At 59.7% G+C, this 24,890-nt stretch carries 20 protein-coding genes; 9 read left to right on the forward strand and 11 right to left on the reverse strand.

All coding sequences use genetic code 11. From position 1 onward, the window contains the following. Positions 1–1,338, reverse strand: a complete 1,338-nt coding sequence (locus tag P6U31_RS28070; protein ID WP_407184979.1) for a hypothetical protein — start codon at positions 1,336–1,338, stop codon at positions 1–3. A gap of 7 nt (positions 1,339–1,345) precedes the next feature. Beyond that, positions 1,346–2,557 (reverse strand): acyltransferase family protein, encoded by a 1,212-nt coding sequence (locus P6U31_RS28075; protein WP_407184980.1) that lies wholly within the window; start codon positions 2,555–2,557, stop codon positions 1,346–1,348. Between the two features lie 661 nt (positions 2,558–3,218). Between P6U31_RS28075 and P6U31_RS28080 the strand changes: the two genes are divergently transcribed. The 3 genes from P6U31_RS28080 to P6U31_RS28090 all read left to right on the forward strand — a co-directional run bounded on the left by P6U31_RS28080 (position 3,219) and on the right by P6U31_RS28090 (position 6,723). Further along, entirely contained in the window at positions 3,219–3,731 is a 513-nt protein-coding gene (locus P6U31_RS28080) for a hypothetical protein (protein ID WP_407184981.1), read from the forward strand. 31 nt (positions 3,732–3,762) lie between these two features. Then, entirely contained in the window at positions 3,763–5,994 is a 2,232-nt protein-coding gene (locus P6U31_RS28085; RefSeq protein WP_407184982.1) for an AAA family ATPase, read from the forward strand. 435 nt (positions 5,995–6,429) lie between these two features. After that, a complete protein-coding gene (locus P6U31_RS28090) occupies positions 6,430–6,723 on the forward strand; it encodes a hypothetical protein (RefSeq protein ID WP_407184983.1) in 294 nt (97 codons plus the stop codon). Between the two features lie 406 nt (positions 6,724–7,129). On the opposite strand, the gene P6U31_RS28095 is transcribed toward P6U31_RS28090, so the two are convergent. Then, positions 7,130–8,560 carry an undecaprenyl-phosphate glucose phosphotransferase gene (locus P6U31_RS28095; protein WP_407184984.1) on the reverse strand — a complete coding sequence of 477 codons (1,431 nt, stop codon included), beginning with the start codon at positions 8,558–8,560 and terminating at the stop codon, positions 7,130–7,132. Between the two features lie 592 nt (positions 8,561–9,152). Between P6U31_RS28095 and P6U31_RS28100 the strand changes: the two genes are divergently transcribed. The 3 genes from P6U31_RS28100 (at position 9,153) to P6U31_RS28110 (ending at position 11,847) form a co-directional block, all read left to right on the forward strand. Continuing rightward, positions 9,153–9,896, forward strand: coding sequence for a metallophosphoesterase family protein (locus P6U31_RS28100; RefSeq protein ID WP_407184985.1), 744 nt, complete (start codon positions 9,153–9,155; stop codon positions 9,894–9,896). A gap of 348 nt (positions 9,897–10,244) precedes the next feature. After that, positions 10,245–11,387 carry a polysaccharide biosynthesis/export family protein gene (locus P6U31_RS28105; RefSeq protein ID WP_407184986.1) on the forward strand — a complete coding sequence of 381 codons (1,143 nt, stop codon included), beginning with the start codon at positions 10,245–10,247 and terminating at the stop codon, positions 11,385–11,387. A 205-nt stretch (positions 11,388–11,592) separates the two neighbouring features. Next, positions 11,593–11,847 carry a hypothetical protein gene (locus P6U31_RS28110; protein WP_407184988.1) on the forward strand — a complete coding sequence of 85 codons (255 nt, stop codon included), beginning with the start codon at positions 11,593–11,595 and terminating at the stop codon, positions 11,845–11,847. Positions 11,848–11,860: 13 nt separating this feature from the next. On the opposite strand, the gene P6U31_RS28115 is transcribed toward P6U31_RS28110, so the two are convergent. From P6U31_RS28115 to P6U31_RS28130, 4 genes are all read right to left on the reverse strand, one after another. Further along, positions 11,861–12,280 carry a hypothetical protein gene (locus P6U31_RS28115; RefSeq protein ID WP_407184989.1) on the reverse strand — a complete coding sequence of 140 codons (420 nt, stop codon included), beginning with the start codon at positions 12,278–12,280 and terminating at the stop codon, positions 11,861–11,863. Between the two features lie 51 nt (positions 12,281–12,331). Continuing rightward, complete coding sequence (locus tag P6U31_RS28120) at positions 12,332–12,565, reverse strand: hypothetical protein (RefSeq protein WP_407184990.1); 234 nt, start codon at positions 12,563–12,565, stop codon at positions 12,332–12,334. 449 nt (positions 12,566–13,014) lie between these two features. Continuing rightward, positions 13,015–14,184: a hypothetical protein gene (locus P6U31_RS28125; protein WP_407184991.1), complete on the reverse strand. Its 1,170-nt coding sequence runs from the start codon at positions 14,182–14,184 to the stop codon at positions 13,015–13,017. A 1,111-nt stretch (positions 14,185–15,295) separates the two neighbouring features. Next, positions 15,296–15,832 (reverse strand): hypothetical protein, encoded by a 537-nt coding sequence (locus P6U31_RS28130; RefSeq protein ID WP_407184992.1) that lies wholly within the window; start codon positions 15,830–15,832, stop codon positions 15,296–15,298. 560 nt (positions 15,833–16,392) lie between these two features. Here P6U31_RS28130 and P6U31_RS28135 point away from each other — a divergent pair. Next, complete coding sequence (locus tag P6U31_RS28135; protein WP_407184993.1) at positions 16,393–17,052, forward strand: hypothetical protein; 660 nt, start codon at positions 16,393–16,395, stop codon at positions 17,050–17,052. Between the two features lie 354 nt (positions 17,053–17,406). On the opposite strand, the gene P6U31_RS28140 is transcribed toward P6U31_RS28135, so the two are convergent. The 3 genes from P6U31_RS28140 to P6U31_RS28150 all read right to left on the reverse strand — a co-directional run bounded on the left by P6U31_RS28140 (position 17,407) and on the right by P6U31_RS28150 (position 20,722). Beyond that, a complete protein-coding gene (locus P6U31_RS28140) occupies positions 17,407–18,081 on the reverse strand; it encodes a hypothetical protein (RefSeq protein ID WP_407184994.1) in 675 nt (224 codons plus the stop codon). A gap of 206 nt (positions 18,082–18,287) precedes the next feature. Then, on the reverse strand, positions 18,288–19,514 hold the full coding sequence (locus P6U31_RS28145) for a glycosyltransferase family 4 protein (RefSeq protein WP_407184995.1): 1,227 nt from the start codon (positions 19,512–19,514) through the stop codon (positions 18,288–18,290). Positions 19,515–19,669: 155 nt separating this feature from the next. Further along, a complete protein-coding gene (locus P6U31_RS28150) occupies positions 19,670–20,722 on the reverse strand; it encodes a glycosyltransferase (RefSeq protein WP_407184996.1) in 1,053 nt (350 codons plus the stop codon). Between the two features lie 855 nt (positions 20,723–21,577). On the opposite strand from P6U31_RS28150, the gene P6U31_RS28155 reads away from it, so the two are divergent. Further along, on the forward strand, positions 21,578–21,952 hold the full coding sequence (locus P6U31_RS28155; RefSeq protein WP_407184997.1) for a hypothetical protein: 375 nt from the start codon (positions 21,578–21,580) through the stop codon (positions 21,950–21,952). A gap of 539 nt (positions 21,953–22,491) precedes the next feature. Here the strand turns inward: P6U31_RS28155 and P6U31_RS28160 are convergent. Continuing rightward, positions 22,492–23,271: a phosphodiester glycosidase family protein gene (locus P6U31_RS28160; RefSeq protein WP_407184998.1), complete on the reverse strand. Its 780-nt coding sequence runs from the start codon at positions 23,269–23,271 to the stop codon at positions 22,492–22,494. Positions 23,272–23,486: 215 nt separating this feature from the next. On the opposite strand from P6U31_RS28160, the gene P6U31_RS28165 reads away from it, so the two are divergent. Next, positions 23,487–24,713, forward strand: coding sequence for a polysaccharide biosynthesis/export family protein (locus P6U31_RS28165; protein WP_407184999.1), 1,227 nt, complete (start codon positions 23,487–23,489; stop codon positions 24,711–24,713). Positions 24,714–24,890 lie beyond the last annotated feature (177 nt).

The raw sequence follows: 24,890 nt of genomic DNA on the forward strand, positions 1-24,890 counted from the left end.
TCACCTGCTTCCGCTCGCCGCCGGGATGTCCGGGCGGAAGCCTTCCAATGACGGCACCCGTGGCCGCATGACAATCGGCACGGCCTCGCCCGCCGTTGCGGAGGCCGCGCGGCGCGAGAACACCTCACTGAAGCTCAATGCGATGATCAGAAGACCGGACGCCGGGCCGTAATTCAGCACCGTGATCGTGAACAAATTGACGACGAAGATCAGCGTCAGCTTGTAGACGTCGGTCGCGCCGAATGTCGCCCGAAACACCATCACCATGAACGCCACGAACGGGAGGCCGAACATCAAGTAGGTCCCGATGTAGAAATTGTCGACCGGCACCCAAAATGGCGCGAGCGGCGAGAACAGCTGCTGCGGATAGTTGAAGCAACCTGCACCACAGCCGGTCACGAGGCCGATGGGCATGAGCTGCGTGAGGTAGACAAACGGCTTTTGCCAGCTGTTGTTGATGCGATCGAGGATGCTGAAGAGGGTCGAATGCGGCACCGCGGCGGTCCCGGAAGCGACCACGATCATGAAGAACGGCACGAGGATCGAAGCATACGACCACAGCGCGATGGTCCGGATCGCGGGAAAGCGCGACTTCTCCGGCAGCATCCGGACCAACACCAGCAGGAGAAGATAGAGCACGAGGACGATCATGGTCGTCTTGCTCGTAGTCAGCTTGATGGCATAGATCGCGACGGATCCGAGCAGGAGACACCAGGTGGTGCTCATACGAATCGACGTGATCGCGAACGACACCAGGATGAAGAAGGCAGCCATGGTGTTGTCGGCAGCAAAGCCCATCAGACGCTGGTCGTCGCCACCATAGGCCCACCACAAGCGGCCGGCCTCGCGCACCGCGCCGAAGGACTCGTATTTGTAGCCCACCCACGGCATCAGGTAGAATTTCGTCAGGAAAACACCGATCACCGACAGGTAGAAGGTCACCGCGATGACCGACAGAAGCTTCTTGTAGGAGCCGAGGCTCGAATCGCAAAAGCAGAATCCGACGAACACCGGCAGCATCATCTTGAACGATGAGACCGCTGCATTGGCCGTACCCAGCATGAAATAGCCGAGCACGAGTGACAGCATGATCTGCACCAGTACCAGGAGGGCCAGGGTACTGCGATTGCGCAGGATGCAATGGACGAAGAACTGGATGAGGCACAGAAGCGCAATGCCGTCGGGCACATACCAGAGCGCATTCATGTGATAGATGCTGGTGTAATAGCGGATCACGCCGCCGAAGGCGTCGCGGACCAGATAGGCTCCGAGCGCGATCGCCTCGATATTGAGGCTGATCAGCGTGATTTTGGGTCGATGCAGGGCAAGGATCGTCATGTCCGGCTCAGTTCGTCAGCCGCGCCGATCGCGCGGGAGATCGCGCGAAATCCCGACGGCTTCCGAGCAGATTTCGCATGAACCTGCCGCCGGGGATTTCGATGTAGAGATAAGTGAGGTGCGAAACCGCCAGGACGGCGGCCAGCGAGACCACGAGATTCAACGTGGCCGGCAGCCCCGCCCAAACCGAATCCAGTGCCCCGATCCGCCCTGCCCCCACGCCTCGCACGAAATATTCGGCGAGCAGCACCACGAGCGCGTGCACCATATAGATCGAGTAGGACCGCTTCCCGAGCCAGACCAGCGGCTTGGCCACCAGGATCCGCGGCACCAGCAGCGCATCCGGGAACGCCAGGAGGCTGCCAAGGAAGATCGCGAACGTCACGGGGGCGAGGAAGGTCGACGCCGGATTGGTCTCCGCCACGGACACCAGCACGACGCTGGCGATCATGGCGACGAATTGGAGCGCACCCTGCACGGCGGGGCCCGGCTTGGCGGGCAGGCGATCGACGATCCTGACCGTCAGCACCCCCAGAAAGAAGCTCACGAAACAGCGCAGGATGCCGAAGTCGGTCTGAAGGCCGAGGCTCCTCTTGTCGAGCACGAAGATGATGAAGACCAAGCTTCCGACCGCGAGCGCGCCGCAGAGGACATAGAAGCAGAGCAGGGAGCGCATGCGCTGGGCAAAGAGCACGATCAGGCCAAACACCAGATAGGTGTAGAACTCGACACTGATGCTCCAGCTCGGCGCATTCCAGCTGAGATAGTCGATAAAGCCCATCGAGTGCAGCAGCAGGACGTTGAGAACGAAGGAATAGGCATTGTTCACCTCGAACGCAGCCGGCGCGGCCACGACGACGCCAGCCATCACCAGGCTGATACGCAGGAGACGAAACAACAGATTCGCCATCAGCATGACGATGTGCAGCGGATAGACCCGCGCCAGGCGCCGGACCATGAACTCGCGCAGCGAAAAGTGCCCGAAATCGCTTTCGACGTAGCTGAGCGACATGACGATGCCGCTGAGGACGAAGAAAAGGTCGACCAGCAGCCAGGAGCTTCTAAAGAACGAGCAGTTGATCCACGCATTGTGCGGGAACGCCGCGAGGAACGTCGGCATCAGCAGCAGATGGTGAATCACCACCGATGTCGCGGCGATGCCCCGGATGCTGTCGAGCGGCAGGACATGCGCCTTCTCACGATGAACCAACTCCGTCACATCAACATTCCGTAGCTATTGCACCGCAGCAGTGTGTCTCAGGACTCGCGCGTGTTCAATCTCTGCGATCGCGGCCTCGCATGCGATGCATGACGATCGACGATAATTTCAACACTCGCAGTTCATTCGGACATGCGAGCGCCAAGTTCACGCCACTTTTTGCTTGAGACCGCGCTGCGTCGACGCGCAAACCAATTCGAGCATGATGATTGCGAGTATTTGCGTGCAAAGTGTGCGCGAAATCCGGCGCTGATGCGGTCAAGCCGACGGCAAGAACTCTGATTTCTCTATATGTCACGCCGCAGATAATTTTTGCGCAGGCTGGAACCGATGCCGGGCGTGATGAGTTGTGTCGCTTTTGCGACGTCTGCCGCGGCGCTTGAACGTGCAAAACGCCTCATATGTTTTCATGCTGCAACATTGGTAGGCGCGAGATGCCGATCTCGCGAGCATTGCATATCTTCATTTTGCAACCAGCCGAAGAACAGCCCATCTGCTGCGTTGTCGCCGATCACATCCACTCAACTTTTGCGTCGCACAAAATTTGACACAGTTGCCTGACAGGTTTCGCGTGTTCTCCGATTGCAACAGGGAGCAAGGGACACGGATGGGCCGCGGACTAACACGTCGTCATGCAAGGGCACGGTGGCTAGCGATCGTCTTGGCAGGTTCCGCCGTGATGGTGTCGAGCATCGACGCCTGCCGCGCTCAGTGTGTGGAATTTTCGGATCGTGCGTCCCAGCTCGAACTCGACACTTTCGTCAAGTCGCCCTCCTCTCTTCTGGAGCGCCTGCGCAATGACAAGGAAAAGCTGAGATACCGGCTCGCCACCCTTATCGCCACGAATCCGTCGGTGTTGCCCTCCGTGCAGACGCTGATTTCAGCCTCGGCTTCAAACGATCGTTCGGCCATTGGTGCCGCGCTGAAGATCGCCGAGGGGCGATGCACCTCGACCAAGCCGGACGCCGCGCGCAAGATCAGGGATTTCACGCAACGCATCGGCGATCTCAACGTGCAAGCAGGTTATTCGGCCACAGGAGACGACGCCTCCGGCGCCCAGGCTGAATCGCAAGCCAAGGGCTCGGCGCAACCCTCCCGCGGCGGGGCCCTGCTCGAGGGCGAATGGAAGACCAAGCTGACCAACCCATTCAAGCCCGTCCCCCTTCCGAATTGATCAGCGATCCTCAAAGGCAGCGAAGCAGAACATGTATCAGCCCAGAGAACATTTCCAATCGGGACACCGATTCGGCATCGAGTTCGGCGGAGCAGTCCTCAGCTTCGAACGCGTGGCCGACGTCCTGCGCCGCCAATGGCCGATCGTCGCGGCATGCACAGGCGCTTCCCTGGCCCTGGTGATCGTCTACCTGATCCTGGCGCAACCGATGTACACGGCGAATGCCCGTATCATGATGGATACGCGTCAGACGCAGGTTCTGGACAAGGACAGCAACACCAGCAGTGCCCTCATCGACACCGGCTACGTCGACAGCCAGGTCGAGGTCATCAACTCGGATGACCTGATCTTGTCGGTCGTCCGTCGACTGAAGCTGACGGAGGATCCGGAGTTCAATGGTTCGGACCCCGGCCTGCTCTCCATCATCCTCGGCAAGCTGACGTCGCTGTTCAGCTCCGGCGAACCTGCGAGCCAAGAAAGAATCGAACATGCGGTGGTAGAGCAGGTCCAGAAGAACCTGAGGACGGAACGCGTCCTGACGACCTATGTTCTGTCGCTCAACTATCGCGCGCGGACGCCGGACAAGGCCGCCAAGATCGCCAACGCCATCGCCAATGCCTATCTCGTCGGGGCCCTGGAAGCCAAATATCAGTCCACCAAGCGGGCCACCGAGTGGCTTCAGCAGCGCAGCATCGAGCTGAGCGAGCAGGCGACGGCCAGCGACCGCGCCGTGCAGACCTTCAAGGCCGAGCACAACATCGTCGGAACCAGCCGCGGCCTGATGTCCGAGCAGCAATTGTCGGATCTGAACACGCAGCTGGTTCAAGCGCGGGCGGCAACGGCGGAGGCCAAGGCCCGTCTCGACCGGATCACCGCGATCTCGGACCAGGACGTCGCACAATCGACGGTCACCGACGCTCTCAACAACTCGGTCATCACGCGCCTGCGCGCGCAATATCTCGATCTGAATACGCAATATGCAGACCTGTCGAGGCGCTACGGCAAAACCCATGGCGCGGCGGTCAACCTGGCCAACAAGATGCAGGAGCTGCGCAAGAACATTGCCGACGAGCTTCACCGGATCGGCGACGCCTATAACAGCGATTATGAAATCGCCAAGAGTCGAGAGGCTTCCCTGGAGACGAATGTGAAGGAGCTGGTCGCCCAGGCCGGTCATACCGGGCAGGCGGAAGTCAAGCTCCGGGATCTGGAGAGCGCCGCCGACACCTATCGCAACCTCTACAACAACTTCCTGGAAAAGCTGCAAAGCGCCACCCAGAACCAGAGCTTCCCGCTGAGCGAGGCACGCCTCATCAGCACCGCCACCAACCCGGATCGCAAGAGCTCGCCGCGCACTGTTCTGGCGCTGGTGGGCGGCCTTGTGGGCGGCCTCTGCCTCGGCTTCGGTGTCGCATTCGGGCGTGAACTGCTCAGCGACGTCTTGCGGACCCCTGGCGAGGTCGAAGACGAGCTCGGCGTCAAATGTCTCGGCGTCCTGCCCGACATTCGCGCGTCAGCGACGACCGGCGCGCTGCTTTCGACGTCAGCCAAGACGAGTCCATCCGATCTGTCCCGCTACGTCGTCGATCATCCATTCTCGCGGTTTGCCGAGACGCTGCGCAACATCAAGGTGTCGATCGACGTTGCGCGCCTGACCCGCGAGATCAAGGTGATCGGCATCGTGTCTTCGCTTCCGAAGGAAGGAAAGACGACGGTGGCGGCGAACTTCGCACAGTTGATTGCCCTCACCGGCCATCGCGTCGTCCTGATCGACGGCGATCTGCACACGCGCTCGCTCACCCGCTTGCTCGCCCCGAACGCCAAGAGCGGACTGGTGGAAGCCCTCAACGACCCAGCGAGCCTCGGCTACCATGTGCAGCGAAGCAAGGAAACGGGCCTTGATTTCCTCCCCTCCGTCGTCGCCTCCCGAATGGTCAATTCGGCCGACATCGTCGGCTCGAAGGCGATGGCTGAACTGCTCAAGGTGCTGAGGGAGCACTACGAGTACATCGTGATCGATCTTGCCCCGGTGATGCCGGTGGCCGACGCAAAGGCCGTCAGCCTCCTGATCGACGCCATGGTCTACGTGATCGAATGGGGACAGACAACACGAAGCGCTCTTCAGGAGTCGGTTTCCGGATCGGAAGTCCTCCAGAAGAAGCTGCTCGGCGCCGTGCTCAATCGCGCCAACCCGAAGATGCTCAAGCGCATCGAGGCGTATAAGGGCAAGCACCACAACAGCTACTACGTCGAGCACGCATAGAACAGCGACGCCGGCGGCGCTTGCCCGCCGGCTCGTTCCGTCCGTCGAGTGAGCGAGCGGCGCGACCGCGAACGACGAGGCAGCGAAGCCTTACAGCGAGGCAGGCTCATCGGCGCCACGGGAGTCCCCCGAGGCACTGCTGAGAGCCAAGGCCCCTCAAATCGTCCCGGATGCCGCCTCTCCACTGAGATTGCGAACGAGACTGCGACGGCGAGCCGGCGCGAACACGCCCGCTGCGCATCGTCCGTATTCATCCGGAATCAACAAAACGCGATCATTGCCGTAGCCAAGTATCGATTGACGGAAACCGTTGCGGCCGGCCAAGGGTACGGTGCCGCTCGATCCGCCCGGCAAGTCCCGTTCCAGGCACCTTCCCTTCGGGGGCCTCCCGGGCTAACGTAAGCTCATACTTTTGGCGTTTCTCGGTAGGTCCAAATGGTCGTCGTTTTGGTTGTTTTGAGCATCTGGGTGCTGCTCAACATCCTATTTGTGGTGATCGTGGTTCCCCCCAGAAAACCGCGACCGAAAACCAGCTCCCCGGCCAGGACCCTATCGGCGGCCTCGATCGATCCCAGCCCAGGACAGCTCGATCAGGAAAAGCCGTTTTCGCTTCGCCACGTGGTCGCTTCGGTCGCAATGGGGGCGTTTTTTGTCCTGGTTCCCCCGCTGCTCGCGCTGCGCGATGCTATCGTTCGGCTGTTTAGGAAATCGATGCACTACGATCGCTGAGGCGCGACGAGACGAGTGACAGTCGTCAGTGCCGCTCCAACGACGGTCGGACCGCAGACCCTTCAGGTTCCCGCCCGAAGGGCTGCGCTGATGGAAGCGTGACAAGCGTCGAACCCGCATCGACCTGAAGCGCAAGGGCGATCCCCCGGATCCTGTCTCGTCCCTAGAGAATGATGAAATTAGATTTAGCGAGCCGTCGGTGATTCACCTCTCCCCGACGGGGAGAGGTCGGATTGCCCTGGCGATGCGAAGCATCGTCCAGCGCAATCCCGGTGAGGGGCCGCGGCACTCAGCGAGACCAGATCCCCTCACCCGGATCGCATCTTCGATGCGCTCCGACCTCTCCCTGCGGGAGAGGTGAATCGAGCCCTGAGCGCACATCGATTCAACCGAAACCCATCCTGCCCTAGTATGCCTCCTGAAAGATGACGGCCGACGCCGTGCGCGCCAGGATCTTCAGGTCGAGCCAAATGCTCCAGTTGCCGACGTACCAAACGTCGTATTCCACGCGCTTTTCCATCAGATCAATCGTCGGCGTCTCGCCGCGAAAGCCATTGACCTGTGCCCAGCCAGTCAGGCCCGGCTTGACATGGTGGCGATAGATGTAATTGCGGATGAGTTCGTCATAATAATTATCGTGCGCCAGCGCGTGCGGACGTGGGCCGACCAAGGACATATCGCCGCGCAATACGTTCCAGAGCTGGGGCAGCTCGTCGATGCTGGTCATGCGAAGGAAGCGCCCAAACCTGGTCACGCGCGCATCGCCCTTCGTGGCTTGAGTCACCGTATGTCCGTTCTCGCTAACGGTCATCGTTCGAAACTTCCAGATCTCGAACGGCTTGCCATTGCACCCGCGGCGCCACTGGCGAAAGATGATCGTCCCTCGAGAATCCAGCTTGATCAGAACGCAAACTGTCAACAGCAAGGGGGCCAGAACGATCAAGCCGAACAGCGCAAGCCCGATGTCGAGACAGCGCTTCTGCAAGCGTTCGAACACGGTGAGCGGCGGTCGTTGAAGCTCGATTGCAACGGTGCCGCTAACGGGCAAGAAAGGACGCGAGACCAGGTCCGCGATCGGCCCGTCGGGAAGCAGGCGCACCGGCTGGGACACTGCACGCAAGTGCTTGCCGAGCTTCTGCAACACCGGCAGCTCGCTCCAGTCGACCGCCAGAAGATATTCATCGATGTCCGCTACGCGAGCCTCGCGGATCACATCGCGAATCTGTGTCTCCCAGTGATTCCCGCCGCCGTCAGCACTCAACACGAAGTGGCGCACCACGTCGAAGCCATTTTTCCGGAGGTCCTTGAACCGGGTCGAGGTGAAGTCCAGCGGCTTCAGGCTGAGCAGGACGACCTTTCGATCGACCAAGCGTCCTTTCGCAAAGCTCGAGCCCAAGGCGTACTGCCAGGCAAAGCGAACGCTCATCAGCCCGACGCCACCGACGCCTGCGAAGATGATGACGGTGCCGCGAGACAGGTTGTCTGTTGATTTCAGCAGGAATGCAGCAACCGCGAGAACCGTCAACGCGGCCGACCAGATCATGACGACCTTGCGCAATTGCCAGACGACCCTCAGCAGACGATGCGTGTCGTAGACGCCCTGGAAGTACGCCATCGTGACGAATGCCAGACCAACGATCGTTCCAGGACCCAGCGAGGTCGGCTCAAGGGGCGAGCCGAAAGAAGCGCTGTATAGAAGAGAAGCGACGGCATAGCAGATCAACACCACCAGAAAATCGGCGGCGATGATGAAGACCTGAAACGGTCTTTGAAGAACCGTGCCGCGCGCGAGAGAGACGGAGTAGACGTCCTCAGTACCGTAAGTTGCAACAGCCATTCGAACCTCTATCAACGGGCACGCATGACACTCATCGCGATGCAGATGATTTGCGGCTTTCGCAGCGGAAGGTGTTAACCGATCGCAGCGATATTGTGGCGCGGCATGAGATTTTTTTGCAGCGCAGAGCTTCGCGAAATTCTCGAATGACTTGCATGCTGCATGCGCATGATGTCTTCATGCCGCTGACATCTCGATCGACGTCGCGCCTGGATCTGCATCTGCGTCGCCGATATTTTGCGCATCGAGGAACAATAGCCCGGTTCCATTTCCTCAATGCCTCATTCGCATCGCGTATGATGCCGTCGTGAGCGCTGCTTCATTGCTTCTTTCATCGCGATCGATGACATTCCTGCTTCTGGCTTCGCATCGTTAGGATCATGCAACAACTCACACGCGCAATCTCATCAATTCGCAATCGACGCCAAGCGAACCAGGTTCAGCTTCCCGCGCTCTGGTCCGGTGCGAGACACGTCGAGCGCCATTGCAAGGACCTGAACATCGTTCCGCGAACTCCCTCGTGCCATCATGATCCCCTGTCGCCGATTGCATCGCTCTCAATGGATGAAGCGATTTTGAGCACGTGCGAACAATGATGCCGCTTTTTCGATCGCGTCCACCGAAACGGAAGCCCACGCTGCCCGACGGGGTCCGCATCTACGCCATCTCCGACATACACGGGTGCACCCATTTGCTGGAGCCGATGCTGCGGGTGATCGATGCCGATCTCGCCCGGAGCAGGCCGCGGCATGCGATCGAGGTGTTCCTGGGCGACTACATCGACCGGGGACCCGATGCCCGATCAACCCTCGACGTTCTTGTGAAGCGCAGCCGGCGGGCCAACACCGTGTTCTTAAAGGGAAATCACGAAGCTCTCTTGGCGACGGTCCTGCGCAGCCCCGACTTGCTGGACGATTGGCTCCGCGTGGGTGGGGCTCAGACATTGATGTCTTATGGCGTTTCGCTGTCTCATCCGACACCCGAACAAGAGGAGCGGGTCGCTTTGCTGCGCCAATTCGCCCAAGCCTTGCCGCCGGATCATGTCGAGTTCCTGCGCAACCTGCGGCCATCGTTCACATGCGGGGATTTCTTCTTCGTCCATGCCGGCATACGACCAGGCGTGCCTCTATCCGAGCAGCGAGAGACTGACTTGCTGTGGATTCGCGAGGAATTCCTGCAGAGTGATGAACGCTTCAGCAAATACATCGTGCACGGCCATACTCCGGTGCGCAACGCGCAGTTGCTAACGAACCGAGCCAATATCGACACGGGCGCTTATGCGACAGGCAATCTGACACTGATGAGCATCCAGGGCACAAGCATGCTCGCGATTTGAGCCGCACCACCAGAGCGACAAAGGTTCCCGCCCGTCGAGACCACGTCGTAAGCAGGTCGATTGTGTGTCACGCTTCGTCATTGTTACTGATTGCAGCCAAGAAGAAGCCACATTGCTCAATCGTTCGCCACTGCTGAGGCGAATGCTCTCGTCAGCGCGTTGCATGGAGGCCACAAGCGCCGCAGTTTCGCGCGAGCGAAACCGGACGAGAGTGACTCGACGACAGGATGATTGCTACGTTCGTCGCAGTCCCCGTAAACGCGTGAGGTTATTGTGGTCACCGAGTCAGGAAGATCAATTGCGACTGTCGTTCGTCACCATACAGTACTGATCTTCGTCGCAGTGACGATGACCGGATGCGCCGGCTTCATCCCGATGGACGCGCCCGACTCCGCTTCGGTCCACGAGAACGCCGCGATCGTGACCGAGCCGTCAGCGCCGCTTCCCTATGTCCTGATGCCCGTCAACGCCACCGTGATGCAGGCCACCAACACAATCACCAATGCGACCGGCACGTCGTTCGCATCCGTGCCCGGAGGCCATCGCGACGCGCCGATCAGTATCGGGGATATTCTGACCGTCACGGTCTTCGAGGCGCAAGCAGGTGGATTGTTCATTCCTGGCGAAGCAGGCGTCAGGTCGGGCAATTTCGTCGACATACCGCGACAGCAGGTCGACCAGACCGGCAGCATCAATATTCCTTTCGCGGACACGATCAAAGTCGCGGGATTAACGCCGCGCGCGGTTTCCGCGATCATCCGCGATCGACTTAAGGAGCGCGCAATCGAGCCACAGGTCGTCGTGGCGGTCGCGGAGCAACGCGGAAACCAGGTCAGTGTGCTTGGCGAAGCCAATTCACCGGCGCGCTTCCCGATCGATCCGGGCGGGCTTCGGCTGTTGGCGGCAATCGCAAGAGCGGGAGGGCCGAAATATCCCGACTACGAAGTCACCGTCACGCTGAAGCGCGCCGGGAAGACGTACAGCCAATACCTCGCCGCCATCGTTCGACGACCGCCCGAAGACATCTTGCTGGCCCCCGGCGATGTGATCTTCCTAACGCGAGTTCCGCGCGTGTTCATGGCGTTCGGATCGACACCTACCCCCGGCTCCATCGGCGGAACGAACAATCGCCGCTTCACGTTCGAAAGCTACGATATGTCACTCGCCGAAGCGCTTGCGAAAGCCGGCGGCCTCGACGGAAGCCGCGCCAACTCGAAGTCTGTGTTCGTCTACCGGTTCGAGCCGAAGCCATTGCTGGAAAGCGTTGGCCTCGAGGTCAGAGGCTTTCCGACGGCGCTGGTGCCTGCCGTCTACAAGTTCGACATGAGCAAGCCTGATGGCTGGTTCCAGGCGGATTCGTTCAGAGTGCGCGATCACGATGTGATTTCGGTCGCCGAATCGCCCTCGACCGAATTCATCAAGCTCATGGCGCCGCTGGATGCCGCGACAGCCAACGCGGCGAACATCAACTCCATCGTGAACTCAAAGTGACCCTCTTGCGTGGCGCAGGCTCCTCTCTCGTCAATGGAGCAGGCTCCAGGATATATTGAGCCATGCACGAAGAGCCGCGGCGACACCGTCTCGAAGAAACGGACCGTGCCGCCCGGCCTCCACTTGCAAGGAAAATTTTGCCATATGACTTAAGGCAACGTTAGCCCGACGAGCCTACCGTCACGGAGCCATTTGGAGTGCTCCCGTGACGATGCTCGTAGCCGGTACTGTGCTGATAGGCCTGGCCCTGGGGCTCCGGTACCCGGTGTTCATTCTCATCCCGGGCATCGCCTTGGGTGGAATCGTCATCAGTGCGACGACATCACACTCGCTGACGTCTGTCTTGATATTTGTCGTCCTGCTGCAGCTTAGCTATCTGGCAGGCGCCCTACTCAGGGCTCTTCCGGCGGAAGTTGCCGGCCAGCAGGCCGGTGCGCTTCCCGGTCACCACGCTGGCTGAGCCGCAGCCCGCTCTATGGGCCGGCGTCGTCAGTGCGGGACTTGTAGTCGGGAAACCGGCTTTGCATCGCGGCCCTGACGAACCTGAAATCAGCGATTGCGGAGCCCAACTCCTTCAGCCGCCTTTGTCCGTTGACAATTTCCGCGTCGAATAGATCCTGGTGATGACTATCCAGCGGTTCGCGGTACAGATATTCGTCGTCATCATTTCCCAGCGTCACGGCTGCCCGCGCCAGGACCTCCTCGACCCGACGACTTAAGCCGGCGCGCTCGCGCTCGGCTGCCGCGATCGCATCGTCGATGGCGACCATGATCGCCGCAACCCGGCGCTGATCTTGCTCTGAGTCACGCTTGGCCGAGCGCACCCGAAATGTCGTCGATCCCGCTCGGCGAAAAAGACGCTGATCGCGAGCCTTCGCAAAGAGCTGAAACATGCACGGAGGTCTCGTTTGAGGTCGGCAGGCGGGAGGATGGCGCGGCCATAGTTAACGAAGCTTTAAAGCTGCAAATGGACCCGGATTGATCTCCGCTATCCAGCCCAGAGGGCGAGCACCGGTGCGTGCCCCGATGTAGGACAGATCGACGTGCCCATCGCCGCCGCGCAACGACTGTGACCGGTCGCCGCCGCCTCCATTTGCGCGTTCGCCTTCAATCGCAGTGAAGCTGGCGACCATACCGATAACAGGATCTTCCATCACTGAAATAAGTGCGATTCCCATACGTCCGGGCCGACCTGCCGTCGCTGAAAATCGTGGTGTTTCCGTATTGCCGAGCACTGCTGCCGTCGCTGTTGTATGTCGTTGTCCCGTACTGCTCAGATATCGTCCCGTCATTCCAGTAGGTGGTCTGCCCATAGCGCCGCGCTGCGACCCCGTTGTCGCAGATGATTTTGCCGCCGCCCACAAACTGGCAATTCTCGGCCTTCGCGATCGACCCGGAGAGTACAATCGCGCTGCACAGTAATATTGAACGCAACATGATCGCTTCTCTTCAATTGTGGTTCAGCCGAAATGGAAACCACTCTGGGCGGTGCCCGTTCCACGATCGCGTGGCTTTGAATCATTATGAAGGCGGCCCAGCGAGGGCGGAAGCCGAAAGCTTCGCATTCTTCGAAGATCGGCCTCTGTCGCAAGTCGCATGCGGCTCGCCAATGAGGCACAGTGCGAAATCATCTACCTGCGCCGCGCGCCGGCCTGCATGGCGCATAAAACGTGCCGTTGCTGGCGACCACCCGCTCCATGCATTGCCTTGGATCGACGATCTCTCCACCAATCCGGAAGAAATAGGTTTGCGCCTTCAAGACTAGCACATAGTTGCCCGCCGGAAGATCCAGCGCAGGATCCTCGCTTCGAAGTTCGTACATCTCCGGAGAGCCCGCGACCGGGCTGACCTGGAACGCGTAAGAGAAGTTGCGGATGACCCAGACGTCGTCATCGTCATTCAACTTCTTACCGGCGGCGGCGGTTGAAAATTCACGGGAGATCTTGGCCACGACGCGAACCTCGGCAGCCTCCGGAATGCTGTTCACGGCTTCTCGCCGAAACACGACGAACTTGACGTGTCCACTCGGCAAAGCAGGCTGATCCGGCACCTTGAACGTCGGGGAGAAAGCGATCCTTATGTCCGGCGCCTTTCCGGGCAGCAACTGCAGTTTGACTGTCGGACGATCCTCCTCATCGAGTGCGTACACCCCATATTCGTTGGGAAGAGCGCGTGCAGGCTTCGTTGCCACAGTCGGCGCCGTCGTAGGAGCCGCGGTCGGGGGCGCTGACGGGATCGGGATCGTAATCGTGGCGGAAGGACCTCCTTCCTGCAAAGCCTGCTCGATCGGCTTGCCGGACCTGGAGATCAGGCTGACCAGGTGATCTCGTTCAAACAAGAGCAGTCCTGCAGCCGCGAGCGCGAGCAGCACGGTCACCCTGCGCTTCTTCACCCATTCGAAGCGAGGGCGGACGTGAGTGCCCTCCTCGTAAAGCACGATCTCTCTGGCGCGCGGCGCGGGAGCACTCTCCGGGCCGGGAGCTCCGCCAAAGTCGGGCGCTTTCGTAAGCTGCGGAGGGGGTAGACTTGGAGCGCCCGGATCTTGCCGAGAGAATTGCTCTACGCCATTGATCGCAGCTTCCAGGGCAGCTTGCATGCGGCGGACGTCGGCCGCATCTGTGTGGGTAAACTGCTCCTGAAGCTTATGGCGGGCGAGATCGTAGACGACCTGCCGCATGTATTCGGGGTCGCCTTTCACGGTTTCGAGGATGCGCGCGATCACAAGCGCAAACTGGACTTCCGTGGACGTCGCATCGCTCGGATTCGGATCGCTCGGAAGTAGCTCTGCCGGACTCATGATTGGATCGTCCGATTCGGGCTCAGTGGCTCCTATTCGATATGCAACAATGCGCAAAAGCCAGCAAGTGATAGCTTCGGCCAAGCCGTGCCGCGCAGGAGGAGCTCCTCATAGGCTTCTCCGTCGACGCAAAACTGGGGTGGCTCGCGCCATTACAACTGCAAAGGAGGGCCCGGGACGATCACTGCCGGGCAATGGCTGACGCGGTCGTCAAGGGGGCTCCTCCGACTGATGTCGGACCGAGCGGTCCGCGTTCTGGCGCTCGCTTCTTGAGAGGCCTTGCAACCGCCGAGGGACGGCTGGAAATTGGGGCGGGGCTCTCTGAACTCACAGGGGTTACAGAGGCCGACGACATGCTTGCCGACTGCTGGACCCTCCGTTCAAGCGATACTTCCAAGACCGCCATACGCGAGAGCAGTGCAGACAGCTGGTCCGAGAGCCGTTTCACTTCGGCGCGCTGGGCGACAATTTGCTGTTTGAGCTCGTCGGTCTCATTGGCCTCCTTCAGCTGAAGGCTCATGAGGCTCAGGGGAGGCTTGTCATCTGGCGCCGCCGCAGGCGACCTCGCCGGCGTCGCCGATTGAAGCGGCTCGTCGTAACTGCTCGCCACACAGGTACCAATTGCTCCGGCGACGAACAAACCGGCCACCGAGACCACGACCGAGCGGGCTCGTCGCGTCCGTTGTTGGATCATCAACTGATGGTCCAAGTGAAAGGCCTGGTCCAATGGGTTCATAATCGCCGTACCTAGACTGCTTCAGCCCAATTCGCAATGGCCCTCAAGGGGCGCCCCGGAGGGTTACTGCGTTGGCGTGACGAACGAAGGCGGGCCTCGATAGCATAAACTCCGCCGCAGCGTGCCAGTCCGGCTCTGCAAGGAATCGATATCAACAGATAACCGCCCCTGGAGGGTCCTGTCCGGAGAACAGCGCTCAGGAAACGCGCGTTCGGCAGCCCGGCGGCGTTGCGTGGGACGACAAGCCAAGCTGCATCCGATGCCCCCTGGGCTCTACCCGGCCGGTCTTGCGCCATTTTGCGCCTGATTTATTGAGCCATACGCCGCCAAGACGGTCCCGCGAGGCAAGGCTTGATCTCGCGCATCCAGCGGAAGTCACTTCATCATCCATCGTGGAGGCGAGCTCCTGACATCGAGCGCAAACAGCACTGAGACTTCTGGATTGTACGGCCACCACCGGGGCGCATCATATTTCGCGACCAGCATGATCTGAGCCTCGGTCAGATCAGCAGGCGAAACAGCGCCTGAAGCAGACTCGATGTACTCATAAAACGGACAGGTGAAAGCATTCGCCGAAGCTGGCCGCACCAGAGCAGCCGGTCCCCGGGAAGGAAACATCAGCGACGTCGTCGAGTCTGTCGCCATGCTGAACCGCTTCGTCCGAAGCGAAATGACCCTGCAGCCAACCGAAAGGTTGTTGATTCTGAACAATCCACTCTGATTGCGGGCCAGGAACACCCCCTCGAAAGGCGAAGCGGACGGCGGGGTTTGGGCCGAAATGACGAGTTGAGTGGGCCACGGCGGCCCTCCTGCGAAATAGTGGACTGAGGCAACGAAGCCGACAAGAACGGCCATGACAGCGACGGCCCCGCCGATGAGGAGCCATTCCTCCCCGATCTGCCAGTCCGTCATGAAGCCCCGTGATCGCCCGAAAGCGACTTTGCGGTTTTCCATGGTCCGGCCGGCCCGACGATACGCTGAGGCAAACTGACGCCTCTTCTGCTGCAGGAGCCAGCGCAAATCAGGCGGCTTCGACCCTTTGCTCGGAGCGTCAGGACCAAGTTCTACAACAGCTGAATATGCATGGCCGGCTCCGCGCTTCGGATTTTCACGCCTCAATTTTCTGAAGGGAGAAATCATGCCCGATACGCCGATTACGCTCGTATTTCATGACGCTTTAAATAGCTGCCAGCCTATATTCCCAGGCCTGAGGCGTCTATCCCACTCTGACACGTGTGGGAGGATTGCGACGTCGGCACAACCGAAGGAGATGCGCATGCCGCTTCGCGCGCCTTTAGGACGAAAGGTGCGCTTGCCAAGGCTTCCGCGTGCCAGCTGGAAGTGCCAAAGCCCTGTGGTCGGACGACGCATCGCTCATTTGATTTCGAATAAATCATGGCGAATCAGCAGGGCATGAATCATGATGAGAGAAGCCTCAATCATAGAAATCATTCATCAAAGGCGCATTGCAAATGAAGACCATCCTGGCAGCGGCAACAGCGATTCTTCTGGTTGGCACCAGCACCAGCTACGCAACCATCCTTCGCGACACGATCGGAGGAGATACCTATGGAGCCAGCGCAGGATGGGGGGTTCAAAATGTGGGATCTAGTCCTGACACGCAATCGATCGGGCTAGGGTTTTTGGCGGCGGCCTCGACTCAGGTCAACGGCATCGAGGCCTTTATCGGCCCCCAGCCGGGCTCGGCCCTGACGACGTTTACCCTGGGTATTATGGAAGACAATGGATCTGGCATTCCCACAGGGACGTTCCTATACCAGACAAATCTGGCTGCAGACAGCGCACATCCGGTTCTGCTGAGCAATCTCAATTGGTCGATTGGTGCCGGCAGCTATTTTCTGGTCGCGATTGCTGATTTCGGAGCACTGAACAGCTGGCAGTTCAATACGACGCAAACAAAACCGTTTGCGTACACAGCTGGAGATCCAAACAGCACTTGGCTAGCAGCCAACAACTATCTTCCCGAAGCCATCATCTCGACCGAGAACATCTCTGCCGTGCCGCTCGGCAACCCGACTCTCCCTTCGATGGTCCTGGGTGGTCTGATGATGGGCTGGATTGCGAGCCGGCGGCGGGCGCAACGGTCCCAAGCTCTGGGTCGGTCGGCATAGATCTTCGATCCTGCCTTACCCCGCCCAAATTCGTTTGGGCGGCAGCCGGCTTGATGTTGCAGGCAAGCGATCAAACTCATCCGATTTCCAAGATGACGTCGCGCGGCCGCGGAGATTCACCGCGGCTGTCGGGCGACAGAGCGCTCGTGCTGATTTAAACGCGCACGAGACGCTACCGGCGCTCTTTTGCAATTCGCCGACAAGCGCTAACAGCGCTTGCTGCACGTAGCCGCGGCCAAGTCCGAGGTGTCCACGTATACTGAAGCGACGAAGCATGTCGCCCACAAAGCAAAAGCCGCGGAGCTGTCGCTCCGCGGCCCTTGAGGGATTTCCAGACTTTACAAAGGTCCGTACTTAGATTGCTTGCTTCCGCCGACGGCGCGCGAGGGCGAGAAGGCCACCGCAGGCTGCGATCAGACCGGGCAGACCGGCACCGACGATCGGCCCCGGGACTGCGGAGACGCGAATGGTGCCCGTCTGACTTTGAACGCCAGTCGCAGTGATATCAAACTGGCCCGTGAGGGAATAACCCAACGCCGCGAACGCGCTGGTGACCGATGAGGCCGTCCCAAGCAAAGGCGGGAAGAGTGCCGAGCCCAGGAGGGTGCCGGGGGCAAACGGCGTACCCAAGTAGGTGGATTCACCCACCGTCAGACCCGAGCCCTGAGCATTGGACGTAAACTGGCTCGTGAAGGTCTGTGATCCGCCCGGCGTGAAACCCGTACCGACGAAGTAAAGCTTCAGCAGATCGGTGCTGAGCGCCGTATGGCTATCGATAGCGGTGGCCGTAAAGAGGTCGGTTCCGGCGGCCGGCTGCACGGCACCACCAAGGATGTTCACGTTGAAATTGCCGAGCGTGCCGAAGAAAGCGAAGCCACTTGCAGTCGGATCAGCATCCAGCAAGGGATTAATCGTCGCTCCACCATCAAGGCTATAAAAACCGAAAATGGTGGCAGCCTTTGCTTCGCTCTGAGCGACCAGCGCAAGCGCACCGAGCGCAGCAACCGAGCATAGAAACTTCTTAAACATAGTGGAAAGCCCTCCGTAAAATTACTACTTCCGTGGCTAACAAACTCTTAATGCGGCGCTGCGTCAACACCCATTTTTTGGACAAACTCGACTCCAAATAGAAAATTTAACGAAAGCAATGTATTTTCAACAAGTTATTTAAATCGCAAATTTCAATCGCAGAATAGGAATAACTGCTGGGCGCGCCACCCGAACAGACGTAAGCGTCAGCGCGGGAGAGAGAGCCGCACCAGCAACGATTCCCAGGCTTGCAGCGACCGTCCTCGCCCAGCGTGATCATCGATCATCTTGCGGGCATTTTGCCCCATCACGCGGCGCTGTTCTGGGTTCTCATAGAGCGAAAGAATAGCATCCGCCATTCCGCGCCCGTCCCCTTTGGCAATAGCGATTCCACACGAATATTGCCGAACAAGACCTGCAATCTCTCCCTTCAAATCACCTACTGCAATGGTCGGCCGCGCAGCCGCCGCGATCCCGTAGAACTTGCTCGGAACGATCAAGCCTTCCAGGCGAGGCTCGAGCGACAACCAATGGACGTCCGGCAAGCATAATGATTGCCTTAATTGCTCCCGCGGTTGGTAGGATTTAAAACAGAAAGCGCTCGCCAGCCCTCGGAGCTCAACCTCCCGCGCGAGATCCTTGACCTGGTGCCCCCCTCCAATCATCAGGAAAACAATTTCAGGACGGTCACGCAGCAGCTCGGCAGCCGCGAGCATGGTCTCGTAATCGTGGGCGCGGCCGAGATTGCCGGAATATCCGACGACGAATTTATCCTGCAGCTCCCATTCCGATTTCAAAGGATTGTCCGAATCCGCCACCTCGGTGATCGCGGAATCGTCGCACCAGTTCGGAATGCAGTAGACCCTTTCGGGCTGAACGTTCTTCGACACGAGCAGCGCCCGCATCCGCTCGCCGACCACAACGTTCGCGGCAGCAGAACGCAACGAACGGTCACGCAATTTCGCGATCAGCCAGCCCATCGGGCCGCGCAGAAACGGCACTCCGAGCTCGGTCGCGACTTCCGGATAGACATCCTGCAACCAGTTGACGAGGAACGCACGCTTTACCCTCGCGACAAGCGCAGCAGGTACGGAAAGGAGCGGCGGATCGGTCTTCACCACGACGACGTCGCCGGCTTCGACCAGCCTCCAGAGCATCGCAAGGGCCGACCAATAGAACGAGAGATAATCGAGCAAACGGCCGAACAGGCCTGCCCTGCCAAAACCCGTCGAGGAGACGCGATGAACGCGCACGCCTCGGATGACCTCTTCGGAGCGGAGACGAGCACCGGGATTGTCGTACGCCTGCCCACTCGTAATGACGTGGACGCTTCTCCCCCTGTCCGTCAGGTGCCATGTGAGATCGCTGAGAATTTGGCTGGTAGCGGAGTGGTCGGGAAAGAAAAATCGATTAATGAAAAATATCTTGCTCATGTCACGCGCCGCGATGGACCGCACGGACTGTACATCGCTTAAACGACTCGCGCACGGCGTTGGCTCTCCTTAACATTAACGCGTCCGCATCAGGTCATGACCAATCGGCTCCCGGCAGTTACCCGACCGCTCACGTTCTCCTGGCAGGTCAATATTCAGCCACGCTGAGCGTCAGCATATGCCTCGGCGGTGAGCCGCGCCACGCGATCCCAGCTGCAAGCCTCCCGCCAGTCGGCCGCAGCATCGAAATCGGGTTTCACTGCGAGCGCCAATTCGAGTTGTTGGCCCAGATCGGTTTCCGGTGTTGAGAACCGCAACACGTAAGGCGTGGGTTCGCCAAGATCCACGGACGTCAGCCGCTTCGGCAACACGATGGGAATGCCGTATGAGCGCGCCAAGCACGCCGCTCCCGAGGTGAGGATTTCGCGATAGTTGAAAATGACGAGCGAGGCGGCGCTGAGCCAAAGTCGCAGCTGCTCCTCGGACAGCCACTCGAATGCGGGGATGATGTTCGGCGCCCCGCCGATCAGGTTCACCAGATAATGTCCATACGCCTCGGCCCGCGGTTTTCCGGCGATCGCGAGGCGAAGTGGCGTGTTGCTCTGTCTCCACCAACGGATGATCTCTTCATAGGACTTGTATTCATCCACCGCGCCGAACATGAGCGCGAAAGGAGCCGAGCCGATGCCCAGAGCCCGGATGGCCTCATCCCGAGGGATCGGTGCGCCCAAAGTCCCGGATAGATCTCCATGCGGAATGACGCGAATTTTCGACTCCTCGGCGCCCAGTTCCGCAACGAGCCTCGATCTTGCCGCCGCAGAATGGGCAAAAATGATGCCGGCTCGTCTCACGACGTAGCGCGCGTTGACTTTTGCCGAAAGCTGAAAGAGCCGGGTGTGACGGCTATGGGGCAGCAGGTTGTGCGCCGTATAGGCAAAAAGCTTGTTCTGGCACGCCAGCTCCAGGTCCACCGGAAAACGCGCGTGCCGGCACCACTCCAGCCTGGCCTTGGCACGGGAAAAATAGGCTTCGGGCCAATGGAGATGGAAGATATCTGCCGAGCTCTCCCTCACCGAGCGAGCCAGGGGGAATACACGTTTGTAATTTTGCAGAAAATCGACCGAAACCGATTGCCGCTCCAGGGCTTGGGCCAGTAAATCCTGATACGGATTGCCCGCCCTCCAGTCAGGAGCAATTAAAACCTTCATTGATCAATGGATGGGCTTCCGCGCGCCCCGCAGCGATTAACCAGAATTATTAGCCAGAACTCCCAGCCCCAAAACGCAGAGTATCTTTGCGGGAGTCATGGGTCAACCGGGAAGTCCTGGCCCATCACATTCGAGCCGCGGAGTCGGCACGAACGCGGAATTCGTTGGCTTGAGCTTGCCCGGCCTCGGTCGCACCCGGCTGGAGCTTGACGACCGCCGCGCTTGCATCCTCACCGGTCTCGCGGGGGGCGCCTTCAGGCTTGAAGGGGACAAAATGGCGTTCCCCGCTCGCCGCGATGCCGGCGCTCTTCGCAACGCGGGCGGCGCGTGCAGCTCGACGACGGCGTGCAGACAGCCAAGCCCGCACCGCGTAACCCGACGCCGCGCCAAAAATCGCACCCAAAGCAAATTCAATCATTAGATTCCAGTTTCGACAGCCGAAGAGACTGAGTTTTGTCGCGACACTTGCGATTTTTCTCTGCCGCTAGATAAACCGAACAAAGGTGGCCGAATTGGGTTTCAAGGAGGCTTCTCAATGCCTCCAATCCAAGCTTGCAATCTCCCCGCTTCGCATCCCAACGCCAAGTCACGATGCGGTGTAGAGCCGAAGGAACCCTGCAATAAACCGTGGCTCGCAAAATATCGTTCGAACCTGGCGGCGTCCGGTTCACACAAACGACGTGTCACCATCCTACATCTAGGAGTTGTTGATACTGTTTCGCCTCAAAGGAAACGGTTAGCCCGTTGGAACCATGAAGCTCTGCTTCAATTGTCACCTCGCTGGTAACGTTACCTGCTAACGGAAAGATCTCATCCGAGTTGCAGGCCATGGCAATTAATTGAATATTTTTTGAAATGTCGAACTCGCACGAATATCCGTTAGCTGTAGCCACTGATATCCCCCCGTGCAGTCCGGGGCGCGAACGACAATGGGCCAAGATTCGCGAAATCACGGAAGCTCTTCGGATCGCGGGATTTGAAAGCCTCGATCAGCAGGCTGCAGCCCTTGGCCTTAGCCGGAGCACGACCTGGTCGATCCTCAGCGGCCAGCACAAGAATTCAGGTCTGTCGACCGGCACAATCGCCCGGATACTCAGCAACGAGCAAGTTCCGACGCTGGTTCGCAAGAGGCTCCAGGAATACGTGGAGGAGAAGGCGCAAGGGCTCTACGGCGACAACCCGATCAGGGTCGAACAGTTCAAGGAGCGCTTGGCGAAACTCCAGTCTTAGAATCGAGGCACCGGACGCGGCGACCATCACCAACGAGCATCGCGGCATCGATCGGGACGAGTTCTCTTGGGCGCCTGCAACAGCGCACCGATGCTACCAAGCCTGATAATAACCCCATCCGGTATATGCACCCCAATACGGCGCCCCGCCATGCGGCCCGTAGGCTCCGTAGAGCGAGCAGGCATCGCGAATCCTGCATTTGGGATAGCGAACCCGGATATATTCCCGACTGGTATAGACGCGCTCGTGATGGCGGCAGCCAGGATCAGCGCATTCCCGAACGACCGATTGGGCCGGGACAGGAGCGTCCGCAGCAGCGACCGGGCCCGTGGGCAAAGCCAAGGCGGGAATTGCAAGCGTTGCCAGCAGACAAATGACGCGTCTCACGGGACCCTCCTGATTTCACGAATGCACGGCCGATTCGCCGAGCACCGACTGGTCGGCTATCCTGGATAGCACAAGCTGCCATTTATACTGTCGTGCGATGTTTTTTTGCACTCCAAGTGTGCCTTGGCAGCCACACTGTCGCGACAGCGAGGTCAGTCGTCGGGGATCCTGGGCTGGACCGGCCTTGCGCGGATTCCCAGAACGGTGGCGACCGGACGCCAACCTCCGACCAGAGTGCCAGATCGAAGCCCCCTGGCGTTCGGACCCAGTGCAAGCGTGCTGGAATGACCGCCGTCCAGCATCATTCCAGTCCAACCGCCGCGTTCAGCCAGTTTGGCCAACAACAAATGGGGCGACATATTCTCGGCGACGGCAAGGAAGAGGCGTCGGCCCCCCTGATCAAGCGCGACCGCAGTCCGGGCGTCCGGCATGGCGCTCCCGGTCCTTACGCGCCCTTCCCGGAGGTCGATCGCCTGTCCGCCGATCGCCCACCGCGCACGCGCAAGGTCCATGGCCGGCGGAGGCTTCGACAGCGTAAACCAAGGGGCCAGCAGGTCGTCAAAGGCGAGAAGATAGGTGTGTTCCCAGAGGTGGTTGACGACATGCTCTGCGACCACCGTCTCGACACTTCGCGCCATATCACCGGCCAGCTGCAGGGAGCCAAGCGACCGCGAAGTGAAGAGACTGGCGTTGACCGCGAGGGCGAGGTGCTGCTCGCGGACGACGCTTGATACATACGCCAGCCGATACTCCCAGCCGGATTGGACCGCATGGGGATCCAGCGGCGTCACAAACAACTCGATTCCAGGCGTTGAAAGGTCAATTTGAACGAAGTGAACGAGACCTCCCCCTTCCGGCCCGGCCGCGACTCTCTCCGCCACGTAGCGAACGCCTGTGAATGCCTCAATCCACTCACCGTCCGCGACGAACATCTGAGGCGAGGCAGGGCAGCCGCCAACAAGGCAAATCGCGGCGATTGTCAGAAGTCTTCGAAAAACCATTGGTTGCGGTGGTGGCTGGATCAGGCCTGGCGTGGCAGAAATGCCACAGCAACCAAAACATGCCTGTCAGCAAGTTAGGTTAACCGTTTATTCCAGGCTTTGCATGCTATTCATTCCTACGAATTTTGAACCGTGTGTTTTTGGGGATGAGAGAGTTGAGACCTGCGGCAATTGCGGCAACATTGTTGCTCGTTCCGGCTCTGGGCGGCTGCGCGCTTTTGCCGGCATCCGGTCCGTCCGAGATAGCGGTGAGGGATGCGTCTTACGTTGATCCCGACAGCCTTCCCCATGCCTTCGTCAAAGTCACACCGCAAGTCGTCTCGGTGTTGGCCTCGTCCGCCCCTCGGCTGACCAAGTTCGCCACGCAGAAGCGTCCGAAGGATCTTCGCTTCGGTATTGGCGACACCGTGTCCGTCACCATCTTCGAAGCGAGCACGGGCGGTCTCTTCATTCCCGCAGAAGCAGGTGTGCGTCCGGGCAATTTCATCACGATCCCCACCCAATCGGTCGATACACGCGGAAACATTTCCATTCCCTACGCTGGCAACATCAAGGCACTGGGAAGAACCAAGGAAGAGGTGCAGCAGGCCATCGTCGAGGCGCTCAAGAATCGCGCAATCGACCCGCAGGTGGTCGTCTCGACGGTCGACCAGCAAACCTCACTGGTGACGATGGTGGGCGAGGTCGGACGTCCGGGCCGCGTGCCGATCACTGCCACACCGGAGCGCGTGCTGGATTATATCGCTCGCTCCGGGGGCACGCAGGGTCCCGCCTCCGAGATGTGGATCATGCTCGAGCGTGGTGGCAGCCGTGCGATTGCTCCGCTCGGTGCTCTGATCTACGAACCGGCCAATAACGTCTATGTCCATGCCAACGATACGCTGTTCCTGTATCGCGAGCCTCAGACCTTCCTGGCGTTCGGCGCCCTGGGTCGGCAGCAGCAATATCCGTTCGGTGCGTGGCGCCTGTCCCTGGCAGAAGCCGTGTCGAAATCTGGCGGTCTGTTGGACGGCCAGGCCAATCCGGCCTCGGTGTTCCTCTATCGCGGCGAGCCGTGCGAAGTTGCCAGCGCAATGGGCATCGATTGCGCGCAATATCCTGGGCCACTGGTGCCGGTCATCTACAACATCAACTTCCGCGATCCCTCCAGCTTCTTCCTGGCGACGAAGTTCGAGATGCGTAACAAGGACGTGCTTTACGTCACGAACTCGGCCTCGGTCGAGGTCGGAAAGTTCGTGGCCTTCCTCCACACGCTCAACTCGGCTGTCCAGGATCCGATGTCGACGGTCACGCAGGGCTATGCTCTGAGAAACCTGATCAACGGCTCAGCTTCGAGCACGATCATATCCACGCCTTCGACGTCGACACCGTGACGAGAGCAACAATCAAAGCTGTGGCCGCTCAATGCCACAGCTTTGAACCTGGGGTGTAGCAGCGCGGTTCTTGGTCGAGCAATGTCGATCAGCGCCCCGATCGCGCGATCACTGCTGCGGACGTTTTTTGTCCGGGGATTTACTGCGATGCCCGGAGAGTCAATGCGCCGCTCTACG

Origin of the sequence: Bradyrhizobium centrosematis, from assembly GCF_045571495.1 — a bacterium.
GTDB lineage: Bacteria > Pseudomonadota > Alphaproteobacteria > Rhizobiales > Xanthobacteraceae > Bradyrhizobium > Bradyrhizobium centrosematis.